Consider the following 16,893-nt stretch of genomic DNA (forward strand, 5'->3'; position numbering starts at 1 on the left):
CTCCTGCCTCAGCCCTTGGCCGAAGCGGCCAGAGCGGTTTTCATCCCGTAGACCGTCAGTTCGCCGGGAATTCGGCGGCCATCGAAGATGAAGGTGGGGGTCTGGTTGACCTTGTCCCGCACGCCAGCGATCTCGACCCGTTCATTGAGCGCGGCCAGGGCCTGCTGATCGCCGAGGGCGGCGGTGAACTGCGCCTCGGTCAGGCCAAAGTCCTTGCCGATAGTCAGCAGGCCTTCCCAAAGATTGCCGCTCTGGAGGATAACGGTCTGCTTGGCGAACACCGCGTCCAGCACGGCGAAATAGCGCGGCGAACCCACGCGACGGGCCAGCAGGAAGGCGGCGGCGGCGAACTCGACGGGTCCGGTCAGGAACTCGCGGAACACCAGTCGTACCTTGCCTGTGTCGATATAGGCCTTCCGGATCGCCGGCAGGTCGTCGTTCCACCAGTGGCCGCAATGCGAGCAGCTGGGCGAGGCGAAGACCACCAGCTGGATCGGGGCCGTGGGGGAGCCCAGGACCATGTCGCCGGGCGCGGCCGGCAGCGGCGCGGCGCGCGCCATCGCCGGCCCTGCCGCGAGGACTAGGCTGGAGATGATCAGCGCGCGACGGTCGAGGGGCAAGGCGGCGTCCTTACTTGGAGGCGGCGGCGATGGCCGCGTCCAGCTCGGCCAGGCTGCGCGCGCCGCCCGACGGGTCGCCGACGATCTTGCCGTTGACGACGAAGGTCGGGGTGCCTTGGATGTTCTGGGTCTTGGAATATTTCTCGATGCGGTCGTTCATCGCCTTCAGCGCTTTTTCGTCGGTGACGCAGGCGTTGAACTTGGCTTCGTCCAGACCGGCCGACTGGCCGATGCGCAGCAGGACCTCGCGGAACTGGCCGGTGGTGAACATCTCTTCCTGGGCGCGGTAGGTCGAATCGACGACCTCGAAATACTTGTCCTTGCCGGCGCAGCGGGCCATCAGGAACGAGGCTGCGGCTACCTGAGCGGGCGGCGTCAGCACTTCGCGATAGACGAAGTTGATCTTGCCGGTGTCGATATATTTGGCCTTGAAGGCCGGGAAGACCTCCTCGTTCCACGCTGCGCAATGGCTGCACGAGGTGGAGGCGTATTCGATCACGGTGACCTTGGCGTCGGCATTGCCCAGGCGCATGTCGTCGGCCGAGCCGGCGTCCTTCGGCGAGCAGGCGGACAGGCCGGCGCCCAGCGAGGCGGTGAGTGCGACGGCGGTCAGGAGCCGGCGGGTCATCGGGCGCATGATCGATCTTCCTTGAGGCGAGAACAGTGGAGTTAAGCGCGATTCTTTAGACGTGCGAAAAGGGCGCGGGTAAGGCCTTGGCATGAGCGCAATCAAGTCGCGCTTGTCAATGTTTGGGCGCCAGCCGGGGTTTGGGCGTCAGCCAGGTTCGTTGCGAAGAACCCCGCGCCCCAGTTTCATCAGCGCGTCCTTCAGGCCGCCGTCTGGCTGGTCGGCCAGGCTGTCGGTCAACTGGCGTTCGAGCGCGGCGTCCAGCGGCGGCTTGCGGCGAGGTCGCGCGGCGACCGGCGGGGGCGCTGCGCTCAGCGGACCCTGGACGATGCGCAGGCGAGTAACGGTTCCCTTGCCCAGCAGCATGTCGAGCCGGGCGGTGATCTGCGGAGCCTGATGCTGGATCAGCGAGGCCACGGGACCATCGACCCGCAGTTCCAGCGCCCCGCCGGCCCCGTTGCGGCCCTTGATGATGCGGACGGGTTCGGTGCGACGAGCCAGGGTCTCGCCGACGATTTCCTTCCAGCGGGTCTTCAGGGCGGCCGGACCCTGACCGTATTTTTCCTCCAGCGCCTTGAGCAGCGGCGCGAGGTTTTTGCCGGCTGGCGGCGGCGGCCGGATCGGCGGCCGGGTGCGGCGCTGACGCAGGATCGCGAGGGCCTCTTCGGCGGTGGGCAGGGGGCGACGGGCCATGGCTCAAACTAGCACGGGGCCTTCGCTGGATGCGAGGTTTGAGGTAGGCGGAAGGCATGAAAGACCGCGACGCGCTCCGCTTGGCCCTGCTGGCTTGGTATGATCGCCAGGCCCGAGACCTGGCCTGGCGCGTGGGGCCCGCCGACCGGCGAGCGGGCGTCCGCAGCGATCCTTACCGGGTGTGGCTGTCGGAGGTGATGCTGCAGCAGACCACCGTGCCGCACGCCACGCCCTATTTCCTGAGCTTCACCCAGCGCTGGCCGACAGTGTCTGACCTGGCGGCTGTGGAGGACGGCGACCTGATGGCGGCCTGGGCGGGGCTTGGCTATTACGCCCGGGCTCGCAACCTGCTGGCCTGCGCCCGGGCCGTGGCCGGCCAGCACGGCGGGGTGTTTCCCGATACCGAGGAGGGCCTGCGCGCTCTGCCGGGTGTCGGGGCCTATACCGCCGCCGCCGTGGCGGCCATCGCCTTCGACCGCGAAGCCAACGTCGTCGACGGCAATGTCGAGCGGGTGATGGCGCGGCTGTTCGCCGTCGGGGTCCCCGTGCCTGACGCCAAGCCGAAGTTGAAGGAACTGGCCGCCGATCTTGTCACCGCCGACCGGCCCGGCGACTGGGCTCAGGCGCTGATGGATTTGGGCGCCACGGTCTGCCGGCCCAGGAGCCCGCTGTGCGACCTCTGCCCGATCTCGACCTGGTGCGAAGGCCGAAAGACCGGCGCCCCAGAGACCTATCCGCGCAAGACGAAGAAGGCGGATCGGCCGCGTCGTTACGGTGTCGCCTATTTGCTGAAGCGGGGCGAGGAAGTCGCCTTGATCCGCCGTCCGCCCAAGGGCCTTCTGGGCGGGATGCTGGGCCTGCCGACCAGCGACTGGCGCGGGGTTCCGTGGTCGGACGAAGAGGCCATCGCCGCCGCGCCGCTCTCCGCCGCCTGGCGCGATCGGGGCGCGATCGAGCACGTCTTCACGCACTTTTCGCTGACCCTGCGGGTGTTCGCCGCCGACGGCTCCCCGGGTCTTGGGGGCGACTTCGTCTGGACGCCACGCGAGGGGCTGGGCGCCCTACCCAGCGTATTCCTGAAGGCGGCGATGGCGGGCGAGCAATTGCCCTAATTCATCCCCGCCCGAACCTGAGCCCGCAGCACGTCGATCGGCGCCAAACCCGCGTCGGTCTTGAAGTGCCAGTAGGTCCAGCCGTTGCAGGCTGGGGCCGATTGCACCAGGGCGCCGATCTTGTGGATCGAGCCTGACAGGTCGCCCACCGTGATCGAGCCGTCGGCCCGCACCTTGGCGGCATGGGCGCCCTTGGAACAGAACAGGGTGTCGCCGGGGCTGAGCAGGCCGCTCTCGACGATGGTGCCGAACGGCACGCGCGGCTCCGAGCGCTTGGAGCCCATCACGTCGAGGTCTTCCGGCGCAATGGGGATCACCTTGGCGATGCGGGCCTTGGCGTGCTCTATATAGTCAGTCTCGCGCTCGATGCCGACGAAGCGGCGGCCCAGGCGCTTGGCGGCCGCGCCGGTGGTGCCGACGCCGAAAAACGGGTCCAGGATCACGTCGCCCGGCTTGGTCGTCGACAGGATCACTCGGTACAGCAGGGCTTCCGGCTTCTGGGTCGGATGGGCCTTGTGGCCATCGGACCCTTTGATGCGCTCCTCGCCGGTGCACAGCGGGATGGTCCAGTCCGAGCGCATCTGCACCTCGTCATTAGCCATCTTCAGGGCGTCGTAATTGAAGGTGTAGCGCTTGGCGGCCTGGCTCTTGGAGGCCCAGATCAGGGTCTCGTGGGCGTTGGCGAAACGGGTGCCCTTGAAATTGGGCATGGGGTTCGATTTGCGCCAGATGACGTCGTTGAGGATCCAGAAGCCCAGGTCCTGCACGGCCACGCCGACGCGGAAGATGTTGTGATAGCTGCCGATCACCCAGATCGCGCCGTCGTCCTTGAGCACCCGGCGGGCGGCCTTCAGCCATTCGCGGGTGAACTTGTCGTAGGCCGCGAAGCTCTCGAACTGGTCCCAGTGGTCGTCGACCGCGTCGACCTTGGAATTGTCCGGGCGCAGCAGGTCGCCGCCCAGTTGCAGATTGTAGGGCGGATCGGCGAAAATCAGGTCGACCGACTTCTCGGGCAGGGCGTTCATCGCCTCGATGCAGTCGCCTTGAATGATGGTCTCTGGCCCGAAGGTCATGTCCGCGTCCTGTAAAACAGCCAGCGGAATCATGAGTCTTGCTGGTAAACGGGACGTGTCGAAGCGTGGTTAGCGAGGCGTTAATCCACCCTCGATGCGTCGATTTGAGTCTTATTGGACTCACAATCTCGTGCGCGATCAGGCCTCCAGGTTTTCGCCCGCCATGTCGTGGAACAGGTCGCCCGCCAGGGCCGCCTTCACGGGCGCCCAGCCCATGCGGTGGATGGGTGAGGGCCCCAGCTTCCTCAGGCCCTCGACATGGATGGGCGCGTGATAGCCCTTGTGGCCGGCGAAGCCATAGCCGGGATAGACGCCGTCCATCTCGATCATGATCCGGTCGCGGGCTTCCTTGGCCAGGATCGAGGCCGCGGCGATCGAGCACGACAGGCTGTCGCCCTTGATCACCGTCTTGATCGGGCAGGGCAGCTTGAAGCGGTAATTGCCATCCACAAGTGCGAAGGCGGGTTTGACCGCCAAGGCCTCGATGGCCCGGCACATGGCCAGGCCGGCCGCATGCAGGATATTGAGCTCCTCGATCTCCTCGATGCTGGCCAGGCCTACGCCCCAGGCTATGGCTGTGGCCTTGATCTCGATCTCCAGGGCCGCACGGGCCTTGGCGGTGAGCTTCTTGGAGTCGTTGAGGCCTTCGGGGATGCGGCCCGGATCCAGGATCACCGCCCCGGCGCTGACCGGCCCGGCCCACGGGCCACGGCCAGCCTCGTCCACACCGCAGACCGGGCCGGGTCCGCAGGCCAGTTCCAGCATCATGTCGGGACCAGGAGGCATGGGGCCATCCATAGGCAGATTTGCCGGGGTTGTGAATGCCGCTCCGGCGCCTAGGCTGGCGGCCGTCTGGTTCATGAGGTCGGCAATGGCTCCGCGAAAACATCTGGCCCTGGCGGCTCTCGTCTCGACCCTCCTGGCCGCCACCAGCGGCTGCGCGGCGGAGAAGCCCTGGCGGCTGGTCTGGTCCGACGAGTTCGACGGCGCCGCCCTGGATCTCTCCAAATGGTCTCATGCGGTCGATTGTGGAGGCGGCGGCAACAACGAGCGTCAATGCTACACCGACGCTCCGGATATCGTCACGGTCAAGGACGGCGTCCTGCGTCTGACGGCCTTGAAGCGTCCGACCACCGCCATCGCCAATCCGTGGGGACCGCCGGATGGGCCGCTGAAGACCGGCGCCTTCGCCTCGGGCAAGGTCCTGACCAGAGGCAAGGCCTCTTGGCGGTATGGCCGGATCGAGGCCCGGGCGCGTGTTCCGAGCGGCCAGGGCGTCTGGCCGGCCATCTGGATGATGCCAGAGAGCGATGCCTATGGCGGCTGGCCCAAATCGGGCGAGATCGACATCCTGGAGACCATCAATCTGGGCGCGCCGTGCGACACCTGCTCGGGCGGTCGCGAGAACCGGATCTTTGGCACGATCCACTTCGGCAAGGGCTTCGGCGCTGATCACCGCCAGCACGGGGGGCCGGTCCAGATGCCGCCGTCGGCCGACGGCTTCCACGTCTATGCGGTGGAATGGTCGCCGGGCCAGATCGCCTGGTTCGTCGACGGCGTCCGCTATTTCAAGGCCACAGCGGATGACTGGAAGCCCGTGGACGGCAAGGCCTCGCCCGCGCCGTTCGACCGGCCCTTCCACCTGATCCTCAACCTGGCCTTCGGCGGCGCCTGGCCCGAGGGCGCCAACGCCAAGGGCGTGGACGAGGGCGCCTTGCCGGCGACGATGGAGGTGGACTGGGTGCGGGTCAGCCAGCGGTAGTGGCGTTGAAGATCCTCCCCCTGTCGGGGGAGGTGGCGCGAAGCGCCGGAGGGGGAAGTCTCTTCTGTTCATGGCAGCCCCTCTCCGTCGGCAGCCCCTCTCCGTCGGCTGCGCCGACACCTCTCCCACGGGGAGAGGATCTTTGGCGGATACAGGCTAGCGATCTCACGCGATCACTCGCTGAGCTGGTCGGGGAGGCGCGAAGCGGCCGGGGCGAACCCGGATGACCGTGATGTGTTTTGTGCGTTTCGGTTCGACCTGTCCGCTTCGCCAAGCTGTTCTTGACCGTGAGGATCGGGGCACACGAGCGTGAGTTTCAGCTCTGATTCCCAATTAACCCCCGGACGGGCGCGCATCTCGTCGATCGGCTATCCGTCTCGACGCCGACGATGTGCGATAGGCGGCTTCTGACCCCCGCCCTCCTTTATTCCGCGCTGTCTCACCTGCGAGTGGTCCGGTGGTCCCGGATCAATCCAACGAACAGACCACCATCGTCCCCGCCGCGTGACCGCGCGGCCCCGCTCAGCTTCATCACCCGTCGCCGCATCAGGCCGGTACCAAGCGCCCTCCCCCTGCGACGGGGACAGGGAGCAGTATCCATCAGGTTTCGGAGCGGGGGATACGCAAGGGCGATAAATCTTCAAGACATTGATTTTACTGACTTCGATTCGCTATCCACAGGGGATAGAGCGCGGACAAGTCCTCCCCCTGAAGGGGGAGGGGATCGCGAAGCGATCGGAGGGGGAAGTGCTGCTGACTCGGTGCGGTCTTCCCCCACCGGCCTGACGGCCGCCTCCCCCTTCAGGGGGAGGACCTGGTCACCACGCGTTGCGCCCGTCATGATCGGCTGGCATGGCTCGCGGCATGACGAGCATACCATCCGACCCCGAAAGCCAGGCTGGCCCGCGCCGTCCCGAGTCCGTGTTTTATCACCTGCTCGGCAACAATCTGGTCGCCAACATCACCAATTTCACGGTCTGGTTCGCTCTGACCTTCTACGTCTATCTGGAGACCCGCTCGGTGTTCGCCACCGGCATGGTCGCGGGCATCTATCTGGTGCTGACCGCCGGGTCGGGCTTCTGGTTCGGCAGCCTGGTGGACCATCACCTGAAGAAGACGGCCATGCTGGGTTCCACCCTGGCGTCACTGGCGCTTTACGCGGTCGCCCTGGCCCTCCACGAACTGGCGCCGAAGGGGGCGATGGCCGATGTGGCCGGGCCGTGGCTGTGGGTGTTCATCTGGCTGACCATGCTGGGCGTCATCGCCGGCAATATCCGCAGCATCGCCCTGCCGACCCTGGTGACGATCCTCATTCCCGAAGACCGGCGCGACAAGGCCAATGGCCTGGTCGGCATGGTCAGCGGCGTCGGCTTCCTGACCACCTCGGTGATCAGCGGCTTCCTCGTGGCCTGGGGCGGGATGCGCTACACCCTGGTCTTCGCCCTGGCCCTGACCGTGGTCGTCTTGGTCCATCTGCTGCTGGTGCGGGTGGACGAGCCGCGCGCCGAGCCGGCGGCTGACGCAGCGCCGGGGCGCCGGCGGGTCGATATCCAGGGCACGATGAAGGTGATCAGCGCCGTGCCGGGCCTGTTCGCCCTGATCCTGTTTGCCTGTTTCAACAATTTCCTGGGCGGCATCTTCATGGCGCTGCTGGACGCCTATGGCCTGTCGCTGGTCTCGGTCCAGACCTGGGGCCTGCTGTTTGGCTTCCTGTCGACGGCCTTCATCCTCAGCGGGATCGTGATCTCCAGGACCGGCCTGGGCGCCAGCCCGTTGCGCACCCTGCTGCTGGTCAATCTGATCACCTGGTCGGTGTGCTGCGTCTTCACCCTGCAGCCATCCATCGTGCTGCTGGCGGCCGGGTGCTTCGTCTGGATGCTGCTGGGCCCCTATGCCGAGGCGGCCGAACACACCACCCTGCAGAAGGTGGTGCCGCTGGAGCGCCAGGGCCGGGTGTTCGGCTTCGCCCAGTCGGTCGAGCAGGCCGCCTCGCCCCTGACCGCCTTCCTGATCGGCCCCTTGACCCAGTTCATCGTCATCCCGTTCATGACCGACGGCGCAGGCGCTGACGCCATTGGCGACTGGTTCGGCCGAGGACCGGCGCGGGGGATGGCGCTGGTGTTTACGCTGGCGGGGATGGTGGGCGTGGTGGCGACGGTGGTGGCGTTCAATTCACGGCATTACCGGCAGTTGGCGGCGGCCTATGCGCGGGGTGGGGAGGGGGAGGCTGCCGCGTCCTGAGACCTCGCTCAGATAACCCCCGTCATCCCGGGGCCTGTCCCCGGGACCCATCTTTCCGCCGCAAGGGCAGGAGGAGCCAAGTGCGCGCGCACTTGGCTTGCGCTTCCCGTGCCGCCTGAACCATGGGTCCCGGGGACAAGCCCCGGGATGACGGTGGTTTATGCTGCTGAGGCGGCCGCACCCCGAAACCCCGGCGGCGAGTCTGGCTCCGCCGCCCGCCTTCCTCAAGGACCGCCTCCGGCGTCCGCTGCGCGGCGACCTCTGGCGAGGCCGTCCTTGACCAAGCCGGTCGCCGGCGCAACCGTTCCACCATGGGGTTTGGGGGAGGGCTGGGTTTGGTCGGCTTCGACTGTGGCGGATCTAAAATTCCCTCTTCCATAGGGAGAAGGAGGGGCCCGCCGCGAAGCGGTGGGAGGGTGAGGGGTTACGAGGCTTGAAGGCGTGCCGGCACTCCGTCCGACACTGTGACCCCTCACCCCAACCCTCTCCCTATGGGAGAAGGGGTCCGCTATTGAGCACGCGCGCTCTAAGCGCATCGAAATAGCGGGCGTCCGTCTTTGCGCCTGGCGCCGAGGCGGCGCCGTCCAGCAGGAGATTGCGCAGGCGCTGGGGAGCGGGGTTCTTGGCAAAAATTGGCAAGGCTACCGCCCCATCGCCCGGCACTCCTCATGCCGGTAGCACGTCGTCAGGTGATCATTCACCAGCCCCGTCGCCTGCATGAACGCATAGACGATCACCGGCCCGCAGAACTTGAAGCCCCTGGCCTTCAGCGTCTTGGCCATGTCGTCGCCCAGGGGCGTGCGGGCCGGCGTGCTGGTCTCTGGGTTCCAGGCGCTCTGCACCGGGGCGCCGCCGACCATGCCCCAGAGCATGTCGCTGAGGTCCTCGCCGCGCTCGCGCATGTCCAGATAGATCCGCGCGCCGCTGATGGCCGCGTCGATCTTGGCGTTGGAGCGGATGATGCCGGCGTCGGCCATCAGCCGGGCGCGATCGGCCTCTCCGAAGCGGGCGACGGCCTCGGGGTCGAAGTCGGCGAAGGCGGCGCGGAAGGCGTCGCGCTTGCGCAGGATGGTGATCCACGACAGGCCGGCCTGGAAGCCGTCGAGGACCAGCTTCTCCCACAGGGCGCGGGAGCCGTACTCCGGCACGCCCCATTCGGTGTCGTGATAGGCCTCGTAGACGGGGTCGCCCGCCATGCCCTTCCAGGTGGTGCAACGCTGAAGCTCGGTCATGCGGTCGAGCTTGGCTCAACCGCGCCGCGATTTCCAGAACTTTTCGTGAACAGGCTCAGGCCGCAGGCATCCAGTCCGGCCGGTCGACGCTGACCGGTCGCCCGTCCACGGTGAGGCCGCCGGCTTCGATGCGGTCCAGGCGCAGGGCGGCCATGGCGCGGCCGTCGTGGCCTGACAGCACCTCGCCCGCGCGAAGCTCGCCCGCCAGGATCTCGGCGCCGAAAGCCGGGGCAGGGCCGTCGAACACGATGGGCAGCATGCGGGTCTTGATCGTTCCGCGCCGCTTCATGCGGCTGGTTGTTTCCTGGCCGACGAAACAGCCCTTCTTGAAGTCGATGCCGTTCAGCAGGTCGAAATTGGCCTCGATGGGATAGGTCTTGTCGCTCAGCCAGTCGGCCGGACCGGGCGCGCCCAGGGCCAGGCGGTATGCGTCGTAAGCGTCTTCGCCCGTTGTCGGAGCAGCGGCCAAGCCGTAGGCGCGGGCGCCCAACGCCGGCAGGCGCGGATCGCGGAAGAAGCCTTCGTCGGCGCGCAGCGTCTCGTCGGCGGGAAAGATGGCGGTGACGGTCAGGTCGCTGGCCGCGATCTCAACCTTGGCCCGCAGGCGATACATGGTCAGGCGCAGAATGATCGCCTCGCGGTGCTGGGCGGCCACGTCCAGCAGGGCGCCGCCTTCGGTTCCGGCGATGAACAGGTCGTACAGCAACCGCCCCTGCGGGGTGAGGATCGCGCCCAGCCGCAGCTCCCCCATCGCCAGGGTCTCGACATCCTGGGTGATCAGCCCCTGCATTAACGCGCGCCAGTCGGGACCGCTGAGGGCGATGACGGCGCGGGACGACAGGTGAGCTTGTGCAAAGGGGACGGGGGCGGGCGTGGTCATGTCCGCAAATGTGGCGCCCTGGCGACGCCGGCGCCAGTCCTTCGCTGTTTGGAAAGCTGAGCCGCTATAGCGGGATGCGCCGACTCAGATGGCGGCCTATAGATGGTCCGATGACACAGCGGGCCTTCCCGATACTTTTCATCACCGCCACGCGGATCGGCGACGCCGTGCTGTCGTCCGGCCTGATCCGCATGCTGGCGGACGAAATTCCCAACGCCCGCTTCACGATTGTCGCCGGCCCGCTGGCCGCGCCCCTCTTCGCCCATGTGCCCGGTCTCGACCGGGTGATTGTCATGGAAAAGGGCAAGGGCAAGGGTCACTGGTTCAAGCTGTGGAACCAGGTGCGCCACAGAAAGTGGAGCCTGATCGTCGATTTGCGCGGCTCTGGCACCGCCCTGTTCCTGCGCCGCGACAAGCGGGCGATCTGGAAGAAGGTCCCCGGCGAGGTCGTCCACAAGGTGATCGACGCGGCCCGGGTGCTGAAGCTGGAAGGCGCGCCGCCGGCTCCGCATCTTTACATCACGCCTGAGGTCCAGGCCCTGGCCGACCAGATGCTGGCTCCGAAAAGGGGCGAGGCCGCCGGTCCGCTGCTGGCCATGGGCCCCGCCGCCAATTGGGTGGGCAAGGTCTGGCCGATCGAGCGCTTCGCTCAGACCTCGGGTCAATTGCTGGGTCCCGATGGCCCCATGGCCGGCGGTCGCCTGCTGATCCTGGGCGGACCGGAAGACGGCCGCATGGTCGAGGAACTGCGGATGGCCTCGGCGCGGGGGCGCTGCGTGGACCTGACAGGCAAGGTCGATCTGCTGACCGCCTATGCCTGCCTCAAGCGCGCCGACCTGTTCATCGGCAATGATAGCGGCCTGATGCACATCGCCGCCGCGGCCGGGACGCCGACCATCGGCCTGTTCGGCCCCTCCGACGAGCGCCGCTACGCGCCCTGGGGGCCGCTGACCCGCGCCGTGCGGGGGCCGCGCGAGTTCGAGCAATTCCTGGCTGTCGATCCGGACCTCTCGCAAGCCATCCGCCACATGAGCGACCTGCCGGTAGCGAAGGTGGTCAAGGCGGCCAAGGCGTTGCTGATCGAGGCGCGGGCGGCGGGGATGGCTGCGGTAGCGGTTGAGCCGGAGGCGGTGATCGAGGCTGACTCTGAGGCGGCGCCGGAAGCCGCGCCCGAACGCCCCGAGCCGGCGATCATCATGCCCGAGCGGTTCGTTGCGGTCGAAGTTGAGGCCGATCCAGAGCCTCTGGCCGAGGCGGTCGAGCCGCGAATCGATACCGACCGGACCTGATAGTCGTCGTCTCCGAACAATCGGGAGATGACGAAGGTTTGTGATGGTCAGCAAGAAGTTAGTTGATCGCGGAAGATCGCGGTCATAGACCGCCTCAAACCTTCCTGAGGAGCCGTCCCATGACCCCGACCTTCGACCTGATCGTGCGTGGCGGCGAGGTGATCAATCACGCGGGCCGGGGCTTCACCGACATCGGGGTGCGAGGCGGCAAGATCGTCGCCATCGGCGATCTGTCCCAGGCCAGCGCTGGCGAAATCTTCGACGCCACCGGCCTGACCGTCCTGCCGGGCGTCATCGACAGCCAGGTCCACTTCCGCGAGCCCGGCCTGGAGTGGAAGGAAGACCTCGAGAGCGGCTCGCGCGGCGCGGCCCTGGGCGGCGTGGTCGCCGTGTTCGAGATGCCCAATACCGAGCCGACCACCACCGATCCCGAAGCCCTGGCCGACAAGCTGGTCCGCGCCAAGAACCGCATGCACACCGACCACGCCTTCTATGTGGGCGGCACCCACGAGAACGCGACGTTCCTGGGCGAACTTGAACGCCTGCCGGGCTGCTGCGGCATCAAGGTGTTTATGGGCGCTTCGACCGGCTCGCTGCTGGTGCAGGACGACGAGGGCGTCGAGAACGTGCTGCGGCATGTGAACCGCCGCGCCGCCTTCCACTCGGAGGACGAGTACCGTCTGGCCGACCGCCGCCATCTGGCCCGCCCCGGCGACTGGACAAGCCACCCTGAGGTCCGCGACGCCCAGGCCGCCTTGCAATCGACCCACCGTCTGGTGCGCATCGCCAAGAGCCTGGGCAAGCGCATCCACGTGCTGCATGTGACAACCAAGGAAGAGATCGACTTCCTGGCCCAGAACAAGGACGTCGCCTCGGTCGAGGTCACGCCCCAGCACCTGACCCTGGTGGCGCCGGAAGCCTATGAGCGGCTGAAGGGCTTTGCCCAGATGAACCCGCCGATCCGCTCGGCCGACCACGTGGCCGGGATCTGGCGCGGTATCGAGACCGGCATCGCCGACGTGCTCGGCTCCGACCACGCCCCCCACACCCGCGAGGAAAAGGCCCGGCCCTATCCGGCATCGCCTTCGGGCATGCCGGGCGTCCAGACGCTCGTTCCCGTCATGCTGACCCATGTGGTGGATGGCAGGCTGAGCCTGGAGCGCTTCGTCGACCTGACCAGCCACGGCGTCAATCGCGTGTTCGGCCTGGCCGACAAGGGCCGCATCGCCGAGGGTTTCGACGCCGACTTCACCATCGTCGACATGAAGGCGCGGCGGACCATCACCCACGACTGGATGGCCACCCGCTCGGGCTGGACCCCCTTCGACGGCTTCGAGGCCAAGGCCTGGCCGATGGCCACCATCGTGCGCGGGATCGTGGTGATGCGGGATGACGAGATCATCGCCGAAGGGCGTGGGGAGCCGGTGCGGTTCCTGGAGACGCTGGCGGGCTGACTGTAAATCCTCCCCCTGGCGGGGAGGTGATCCCGTATGACCAAAGACGGTTGTCATCCCGGACAAGCGCGCAGATCCGGGACCGACGCCTGAACTCAGCGCTCCCGGCGGTCCCGGATCTGCCTCCGGCTTTCGCCGGGGCTGTCCGGGATGACAGCCTTTTCCCGGTAACTCCGTGTGCGAAGCCTCCCCCTTCAGGGCCCCGTCAGGGGGAGGACCTTGCGGCCGGCCACTCGACTTTTCCCCATTCCCCTGTCGAATCCCGTCGACCTCGCGCGTCTCTGCCCTGAAAGCGGCGCGGCGTGCGCTCGCCAGATGGGAGACCCGCCATGAAGTACATGCTGCTGATCTACGAAAACGAAGCCGAGTACGCCGGCGAGGCGGGCGAAAAGCTGGGAGCCCGGATCATCGCCGGACATATGGCCCTGACCGAAGAGCTGGCGGCGTCGGGGATCGAGTGGAGCGGTTCGGAACTGGCCTCGGCTGCGACCGCTGCGACCGCTGCGACGGTGACCAGGGACGGCGTCGTGCATGACGGACCGTTCGCCGAGACCCGCGAGCAGCTGGGCGGCTACTACATGGTCGATGTGCCTGACCGGGAAACCGCCATCGCCTGGGCTCGCAAGATCCCACTGTCGCCCGGCGGCAAGGTCGAGGTGCGTGCGCCTGGGGATCACTGCTAGAGCATTTTCCGATAAGTGTGAAACGGTTATCGGATCGAAAAATGCTCTAAACTTTTGATTTAGAGCTCTTTTTTCCCGACCCTAATGAAGCCATCAGGTCGGAAAGGGCTCTAGGCGCAGCGGCGGCCGGCGGGGTGCCGGACCTAACCGCGCGGGAGGTCGGAGGGCGGATCATCGCCGCTCTGGCCGCCTCATTCCGCGACCTCGACCTCGCCGAAGAGGCCTATGCCGAGGCCTGCGCCCGCGCGGCGGCGGTCTGGCCGTCCAGGCCGCCCAACGATCCGGCCGCCTGGCTGTACGCCACGGCGCGTCGTGCGGCCCTGGACGCCGTGCGGCGGCGCGACGTGCGGGGTCGCCTCGCGCCCGATCCACCCGAGCCGGCGCCCAGCGTGGAGGAGGCCATGACCTCCAATGACGCCATGATCCCCGATGAGCGGCTGCGGCTGATCTTTGTCTGCTGCCATCCGGTCGTGCCGGTCGAGGTTCGCGCGCCCCTGACTCTGCGTCTGGTCTGCGGCCTCAGCGTGCGCGAGATCGCCCGCGCCTTTCTGGTGGCCGAGCCGGCCATGTTCCAGCGTCTGGCCCGCGCCAAGCGCAGGATCGCCCAGTCGGGCGAGCCGTTCGAGATCCCCGGCCCCGAAGCCTGGACGCAGCGGCTCTCCGCGGTGCTCTCGACTCTGGAAGTGGCCTACGCCAAGGCCCACGAGGACGCGGCGGGGGCCGGCGCCCATGCTGGCTACGCCCGCGAGATGCTGGCCCTGACAACCGCCCTGGCGGAGCTGCTGCCAGGCGAGCCCGAGTGTCTGGGTCTGGCGGCCCTGGTCCGCTACGCCGAGGCGCGGCGTCCGGCTCGGCTGGACGAGACCGGGGCCATGATTCCGCTGTCGGAACAGGACCCGGCCCCCTGGCGCAAGCCGTTGATGCGCGAGGCCGAGCGGCTTCTGCGCCGCGCCGCCGACCTTGACCGGCCGGGTCCGCGTCAGTTGCAGGCGGCGATCCACGCTGTCTGGTGCGGCCGCAGGAGCCTTGCCGAGCCGCCGCGCTGGGGCACTGTGTTACGCCTTTACGACGCCCTGCTGGACTGGCGAGACGATGCGGTGGTGCGGCTCAATCGGGCGGTGGCCTTGGCGCAGATCGCCGGGCCTCAGGCCGCCTTGGTCGAGGTTGAGGGGCTGGACCCGACCGGGCTTGCCGACTTCGCACCCTTCCACGCCCTGCGCGCCGACCTGCTGGCGCGGCTCGGCCGAGCGGCTGAGGCGCGGGCCGCCTATGACCGCGCCCTGGCCCTGGACCCCGGTCCCGCCGAACGGATGTGGCTGGAGCGTCGCCGCAACGCGCTTGTCATGGATTGAACAGGCGTATGAGGCGCGGGATAAGAAGCGATGGACGGATCATCCCCCGCTACGGCCCCCTTCCGCGACGCCCGCTACGCGCCGCGCGCCCTTGATGTCGAACAGCGCGACGACGCGCTGATCCTGCGCAATCCGATGGCCTATTCAGATTCCGTGCAGACCGTGACCGCGCCTCTGGCGCGTTGGGCTGTCGAAGCGCCGGACCGGGTTTGGCTGGCCGAGCGTGACGGCGAGAGTTGGCGGACGATCACTTTCGCTGACGCCAGGACGAAGATCGAGGCTCTGGCCGGCGGGCTGAAAGCCCTCGGTCTCGGACCGAACCAGCCGCTGCTGATCCTGGCCCGCAACGGCATCGATCACGCCCTGATCGGCTATGCGGCCATGAGCCTGGGCGCGCCCATCTCGCCGGTGTCGCCCCAGTACGGCCTGGCGGGCGCGGACCTGTCCCGGCTAGAGTTCGCCGTCGAGCGACTGAAGCCGGCGGCGGTCTATGTCGACGACGCCCGGGCGTTCGGCGCGGCGCTGGCCGCGCCGTTCCTGGCGGGGCTGCCAGTCATCGTTAGCCACAACGCGGGTGATGGACATATTCCGTTTACGGATCTTCCCGAAGCGCAGTCCACTCCTCCGGTCTGCCAGCCCGGCGATGTCGCCAAGCTGCTGCTGACCTCGGGCTCGACCGGCAAGCCCAAGGCGGTGATCTGCACCCACGCCAACATCGCGCTGAACGCCGCTCAGATCGAGGCCTGCTACGCCGATCCCGAGCCGCCGGTGCTGGTCAATTCCGCGCCCTGGAGCCACAGCCTCGGCGCCAATGCCATACTGCACATGGTGCTGCACCGGGGCGGGACGCTGTACATCGACGCCGGCCAGCCCACGCCGACGCGGTTCGCCGAGACCCTGCGAAACCTGCGCGAGGTGGCCACGACCTATCACAACATGGTCCCCGCCGGCTGGGGCCTGCTGGTCGGCGAGCTGGAGCGCGACGCGGCCCTGGCGGCGAAGTTCTTCGAGAAGGTCCGTGTGCTGCAATATGGCGGCGCCTCGATGGCCCAGTCGATCCTCGACCGGGTTCAGGCCGTTGCCGTGCGGACCATCGGCGAGCGGGTGACCTTCGCCGCCGGCTATGGCGCGACCGAGACCGGCCCGACGGCCTGCAACATCCACTGGCTGAACGCCCGCTCTGGCATGATCGGCCTGCCGACGCCGGGCACGGCCGTGAAGTTGGTCCCGGCCGGCGACAAGTTCGAGATCCGGGTCAAGGGGCCGCAGGTCTCGCCGGGCTATCTGGATCAGCCCAAGGCCTCGCGCGACGCCTTTGACGAGGAAGGCTTCTATCGCCTGGGCGACGCGGCGCGGCTGGCGGACCCGGAGAACCCGGCCGCCGGTCTCGTCTTTGACGGTCGCCTTGTGGAAAACTTCAAACTGGCCAGCGGCACCTTCGTGGCCGCCGGCGCGCTGCGGGTGGCGGCGGTGTCGGCCATCGGCGGGGTGGTGTCCGACGCCCTGGTCTGCGGCGAAGGGCAGGATGGCGTGGGGCTGATGCTGTTCGTCGATCCCACGGCCGCGGCGCGGCTAGGCGACGCTTCGGCGGTGCGGGAGGCGATCCGGACGGGACTGGAGCAGCTGAACGCCACGGCCAAGGGCGGCGGCAAGGTGGCCCGCGCTTTGATCCTCGAAGGCGCGCCGGACGCCGCCTCGGGCGAGCTGACCGACAAGGGTTATATCAACCAGGCCCTGGCGCGGGACCGCCGGCCGGTCGAGCTGGAGCGGTTGTTCGCGGATGTGGCGGACGATGGGGTGATGGTGTTCTAAGCCGCACGACCCTTCCTTCTCCCCCTGCGGGAGAAGGTGTCGGCGCAGCCGACGGATGAGGG

15 protein-coding genes are annotated in these 16,893 nt (G+C 67.8%); 8 read left to right on the plus strand and 7 right to left on the minus strand.

Annotated features, from left to right (window positions below; translation table 11 throughout):
- Positions 1-8: 8 nt before the first annotated feature.
- The 3 genes from ACP69S_RS02610 to ACP69S_RS02620 all read right to left on the minus strand — a co-directional run bounded on the left by ACP69S_RS02610 (position 9) and on the right by ACP69S_RS02620 (position 1,941).
- Complete coding sequence (locus tag ACP69S_RS02610; RefSeq protein WP_425994575.1) at positions 9-620, minus strand: thioredoxin domain-containing protein; 612 nt, start codon at positions 618-620, stop codon at positions 9-11.
- A 10-nt stretch (positions 621-630) separates the two neighbouring features.
- Positions 631-1,257, minus strand: coding sequence for a DsbA family protein (locus tag ACP69S_RS02615; RefSeq protein WP_425994577.1), 627 nt, complete (start codon positions 1,255-1,257; stop codon positions 631-633).
- 138 nt (positions 1,258-1,395) lie between these two features.
- The gene (locus ACP69S_RS02620) at positions 1,396-1,941 is read right to left on the minus strand and encodes a DUF721 domain-containing protein (protein ID WP_425994579.1); all 546 of its coding nucleotides are present in this window, start codon (positions 1,939-1,941) and stop codon (positions 1,396-1,398) included.
- A gap of 56 nt (positions 1,942-1,997) precedes the next feature.
- Between ACP69S_RS02620 and mutY the strand changes: the two genes are divergently transcribed.
- Positions 1,998-3,053 carry an A/G-specific adenine glycosylase gene (gene mutY / locus ACP69S_RS02625; protein ID WP_425994581.1) on the plus strand — a complete coding sequence of 352 codons (1,056 nt, stop codon included), beginning with the start codon at positions 1,998-2,000 and terminating at the stop codon, positions 3,051-3,053.
- On the opposite strand, the gene ccrM is transcribed toward mutY, so the two are convergent.
- Together ccrM and ACP69S_RS02635 are read right to left on the minus strand one after the other, a co-directional pair.
- On the minus strand, positions 3,050-4,126 hold the full coding sequence (ccrM, locus tag ACP69S_RS02630; RefSeq protein WP_425994583.1) for an adenine-specific DNA-methyltransferase CcrM: 1,077 nt from the start codon (positions 4,124-4,126) through the stop codon (positions 3,050-3,052). The two genes, mutY and ccrM, sit on opposite strands and share 4 nt — an antisense overlap.
- 138 nt (positions 4,127-4,264) lie before the next feature.
- Positions 4,265-4,912, minus strand: a complete 648-nt coding sequence (locus ACP69S_RS02635) for a ribonuclease HII (protein ID WP_425994585.1) — start codon at positions 4,910-4,912, stop codon at positions 4,265-4,267.
- Between the two features lie 85 nt (positions 4,913-4,997).
- On the opposite strand from ACP69S_RS02635, the gene ACP69S_RS02640 reads away from it, so the two are divergent.
- Together ACP69S_RS02640 and ACP69S_RS02645 are read left to right on the plus strand one after the other, a co-directional pair.
- Positions 4,998-5,888 carry a glycoside hydrolase family 16 protein gene (locus tag ACP69S_RS02640; protein ID WP_425994587.1) on the plus strand — a complete coding sequence of 297 codons (891 nt, stop codon included), beginning with the start codon at positions 4,998-5,000 and terminating at the stop codon, positions 5,886-5,888.
- Between the two features lie 864 nt (positions 5,889-6,752).
- Entirely contained in the window at positions 6,753-8,129 is a 1,377-nt protein-coding gene (locus ACP69S_RS02645; protein WP_425994589.1) for an MFS transporter, read from the plus strand.
- A gap of 641 nt (positions 8,130-8,770) precedes the next feature.
- On the opposite strand, the gene ACP69S_RS02650 is transcribed toward ACP69S_RS02645, so the two are convergent.
- Positions 8,771-9,361, minus strand: a complete 591-nt coding sequence (locus ACP69S_RS02650) for a DNA-3-methyladenine glycosylase I (RefSeq protein ID WP_425994591.1) — start codon at positions 9,359-9,361, stop codon at positions 8,771-8,773.
- Positions 9,362-9,416: 55 nt separating this feature from the next.
- Positions 9,417-10,241: a YgfZ/GcvT domain-containing protein gene (locus ACP69S_RS02655; RefSeq protein WP_425994593.1), complete on the minus strand. Its 825-nt coding sequence runs from the start codon at positions 10,239-10,241 to the stop codon at positions 9,417-9,419.
- Positions 10,242-10,351: 110 nt separating this feature from the next.
- Here ACP69S_RS02655 and ACP69S_RS02660 point away from each other — a divergent pair, with 110 nt between their 5' ends.
- From ACP69S_RS02660 to ACP69S_RS02680, 5 genes are all read left to right on the plus strand, one after another.
- Complete coding sequence (locus ACP69S_RS02660) at positions 10,352-11,530, plus strand: glycosyltransferase family 9 protein (RefSeq protein WP_425994595.1); 1,179 nt, start codon at positions 10,352-10,354, stop codon at positions 11,528-11,530.
- A gap of 119 nt (positions 11,531-11,649) precedes the next feature.
- Complete coding sequence (locus ACP69S_RS02665) at positions 11,650-12,984, plus strand: dihydroorotase (protein WP_425994597.1); 1,335 nt, start codon at positions 11,650-11,652, stop codon at positions 12,982-12,984.
- Between the two features lie 329 nt (positions 12,985-13,313).
- Positions 13,314-13,667, plus strand: coding sequence for a YciI family protein (locus ACP69S_RS02670; RefSeq protein WP_425994599.1), 354 nt, complete (start codon positions 13,314-13,316; stop codon positions 13,665-13,667).
- Between the two features lie 134 nt (positions 13,668-13,801).
- Positions 13,802-15,019, plus strand: coding sequence for an RNA polymerase sigma factor (locus ACP69S_RS02675; RefSeq protein ID WP_425994601.1), 1,218 nt, complete (start codon positions 13,802-13,804; stop codon positions 15,017-15,019).
- Positions 15,020-15,049: 30 nt separating this feature from the next.
- Positions 15,050-16,831 (plus strand): feruloyl-CoA synthase, encoded by a 1,782-nt coding sequence (locus ACP69S_RS02680; protein WP_425994603.1) that lies wholly within the window; start codon positions 15,050-15,052, stop codon positions 16,829-16,831.
- The last annotated feature ends 62 nt before the right edge of the window (positions 16,832-16,893 follow it).

The organism is Caulobacter sp. DWR1-3-2b1, assembly GCF_049895765.1.
In the GTDB taxonomy this organism is placed as follows: Bacteria; Pseudomonadota; Alphaproteobacteria; order Caulobacterales; family Caulobacteraceae; genus Caulobacter.

What these genes read in the sequence shown, in the direction of transcription:
- ACP69S_RS02670 (WP_425994599.1), top strand. Translation starts at nt 13,314, where the DNA reads ATGAAGTACATGCTGCTGATCTACGAAAACGAAGCCGAGTACGCCGGC.
- ACP69S_RS02640 (WP_425994587.1), top strand. Translation starts at nt 4,998, where the DNA reads ATGGCTCCGCGAAAACATCTGGCCCTGGCGGCTCTCGTCTCGACCCTC.
- ACP69S_RS02680 (WP_425994603.1), top strand. Translation starts at nt 15,050, where the DNA reads ATGGACGGATCATCCCCCGCTACGGCCCCCTTCCGCGACGCCCGCTAC.
- mutY (WP_425994581.1), top strand. Translation starts at nt 1,998, where the DNA reads ATGAAAGACCGCGACGCGCTCCGCTTGGCCCTGCTGGCTTGGTATGAT.
- ACP69S_RS02635 (WP_425994585.1), bottom strand. Translation starts at nt 4,912, where the DNA reads ATGCCTCCTGGTCCCGACATGATGCTGGAACTGGCCTGCGGACCCGGC.
- ACP69S_RS02615 (WP_425994577.1), bottom strand. Translation starts at nt 1,257, where the DNA reads ATGCGCCCGATGACCCGCCGGCTCCTGACCGCCGTCGCACTCACCGCC.
- ACP69S_RS02645 (WP_425994589.1), top strand. Translation starts at nt 6,753, where the DNA reads ATGACGAGCATACCATCCGACCCCGAAAGCCAGGCTGGCCCGCGCCGT.
- ACP69S_RS02660 (WP_425994595.1), top strand. Translation starts at nt 10,352, where the DNA reads ATGACACAGCGGGCCTTCCCGATACTTTTCATCACCGCCACGCGGATC.
- ccrM (WP_425994583.1), bottom strand. Translation starts at nt 4,126, where the DNA reads ATGACCTTCGGGCCAGAGACCATCATTCAAGGCGACTGCATCGAGGCG.
- ACP69S_RS02665 (WP_425994597.1), top strand. Translation starts at nt 11,650, where the DNA reads ATGACCCCGACCTTCGACCTGATCGTGCGTGGCGGCGAGGTGATCAAT.
- ACP69S_RS02655 (WP_425994593.1), bottom strand. Translation starts at nt 10,241, where the DNA reads ATGACCACGCCCGCCCCCGTCCCCTTTGCACAAGCTCACCTGTCGTCC.
- ACP69S_RS02650 (WP_425994591.1), bottom strand. Translation starts at nt 9,361, where the DNA reads ATGACCGAGCTTCAGCGTTGCACCACCTGGAAGGGCATGGCGGGCGAC.
- ACP69S_RS02620 (WP_425994579.1), bottom strand. Translation starts at nt 1,941, where the DNA reads ATGGCCCGTCGCCCCCTGCCCACCGCCGAAGAGGCCCTCGCGATCCTG.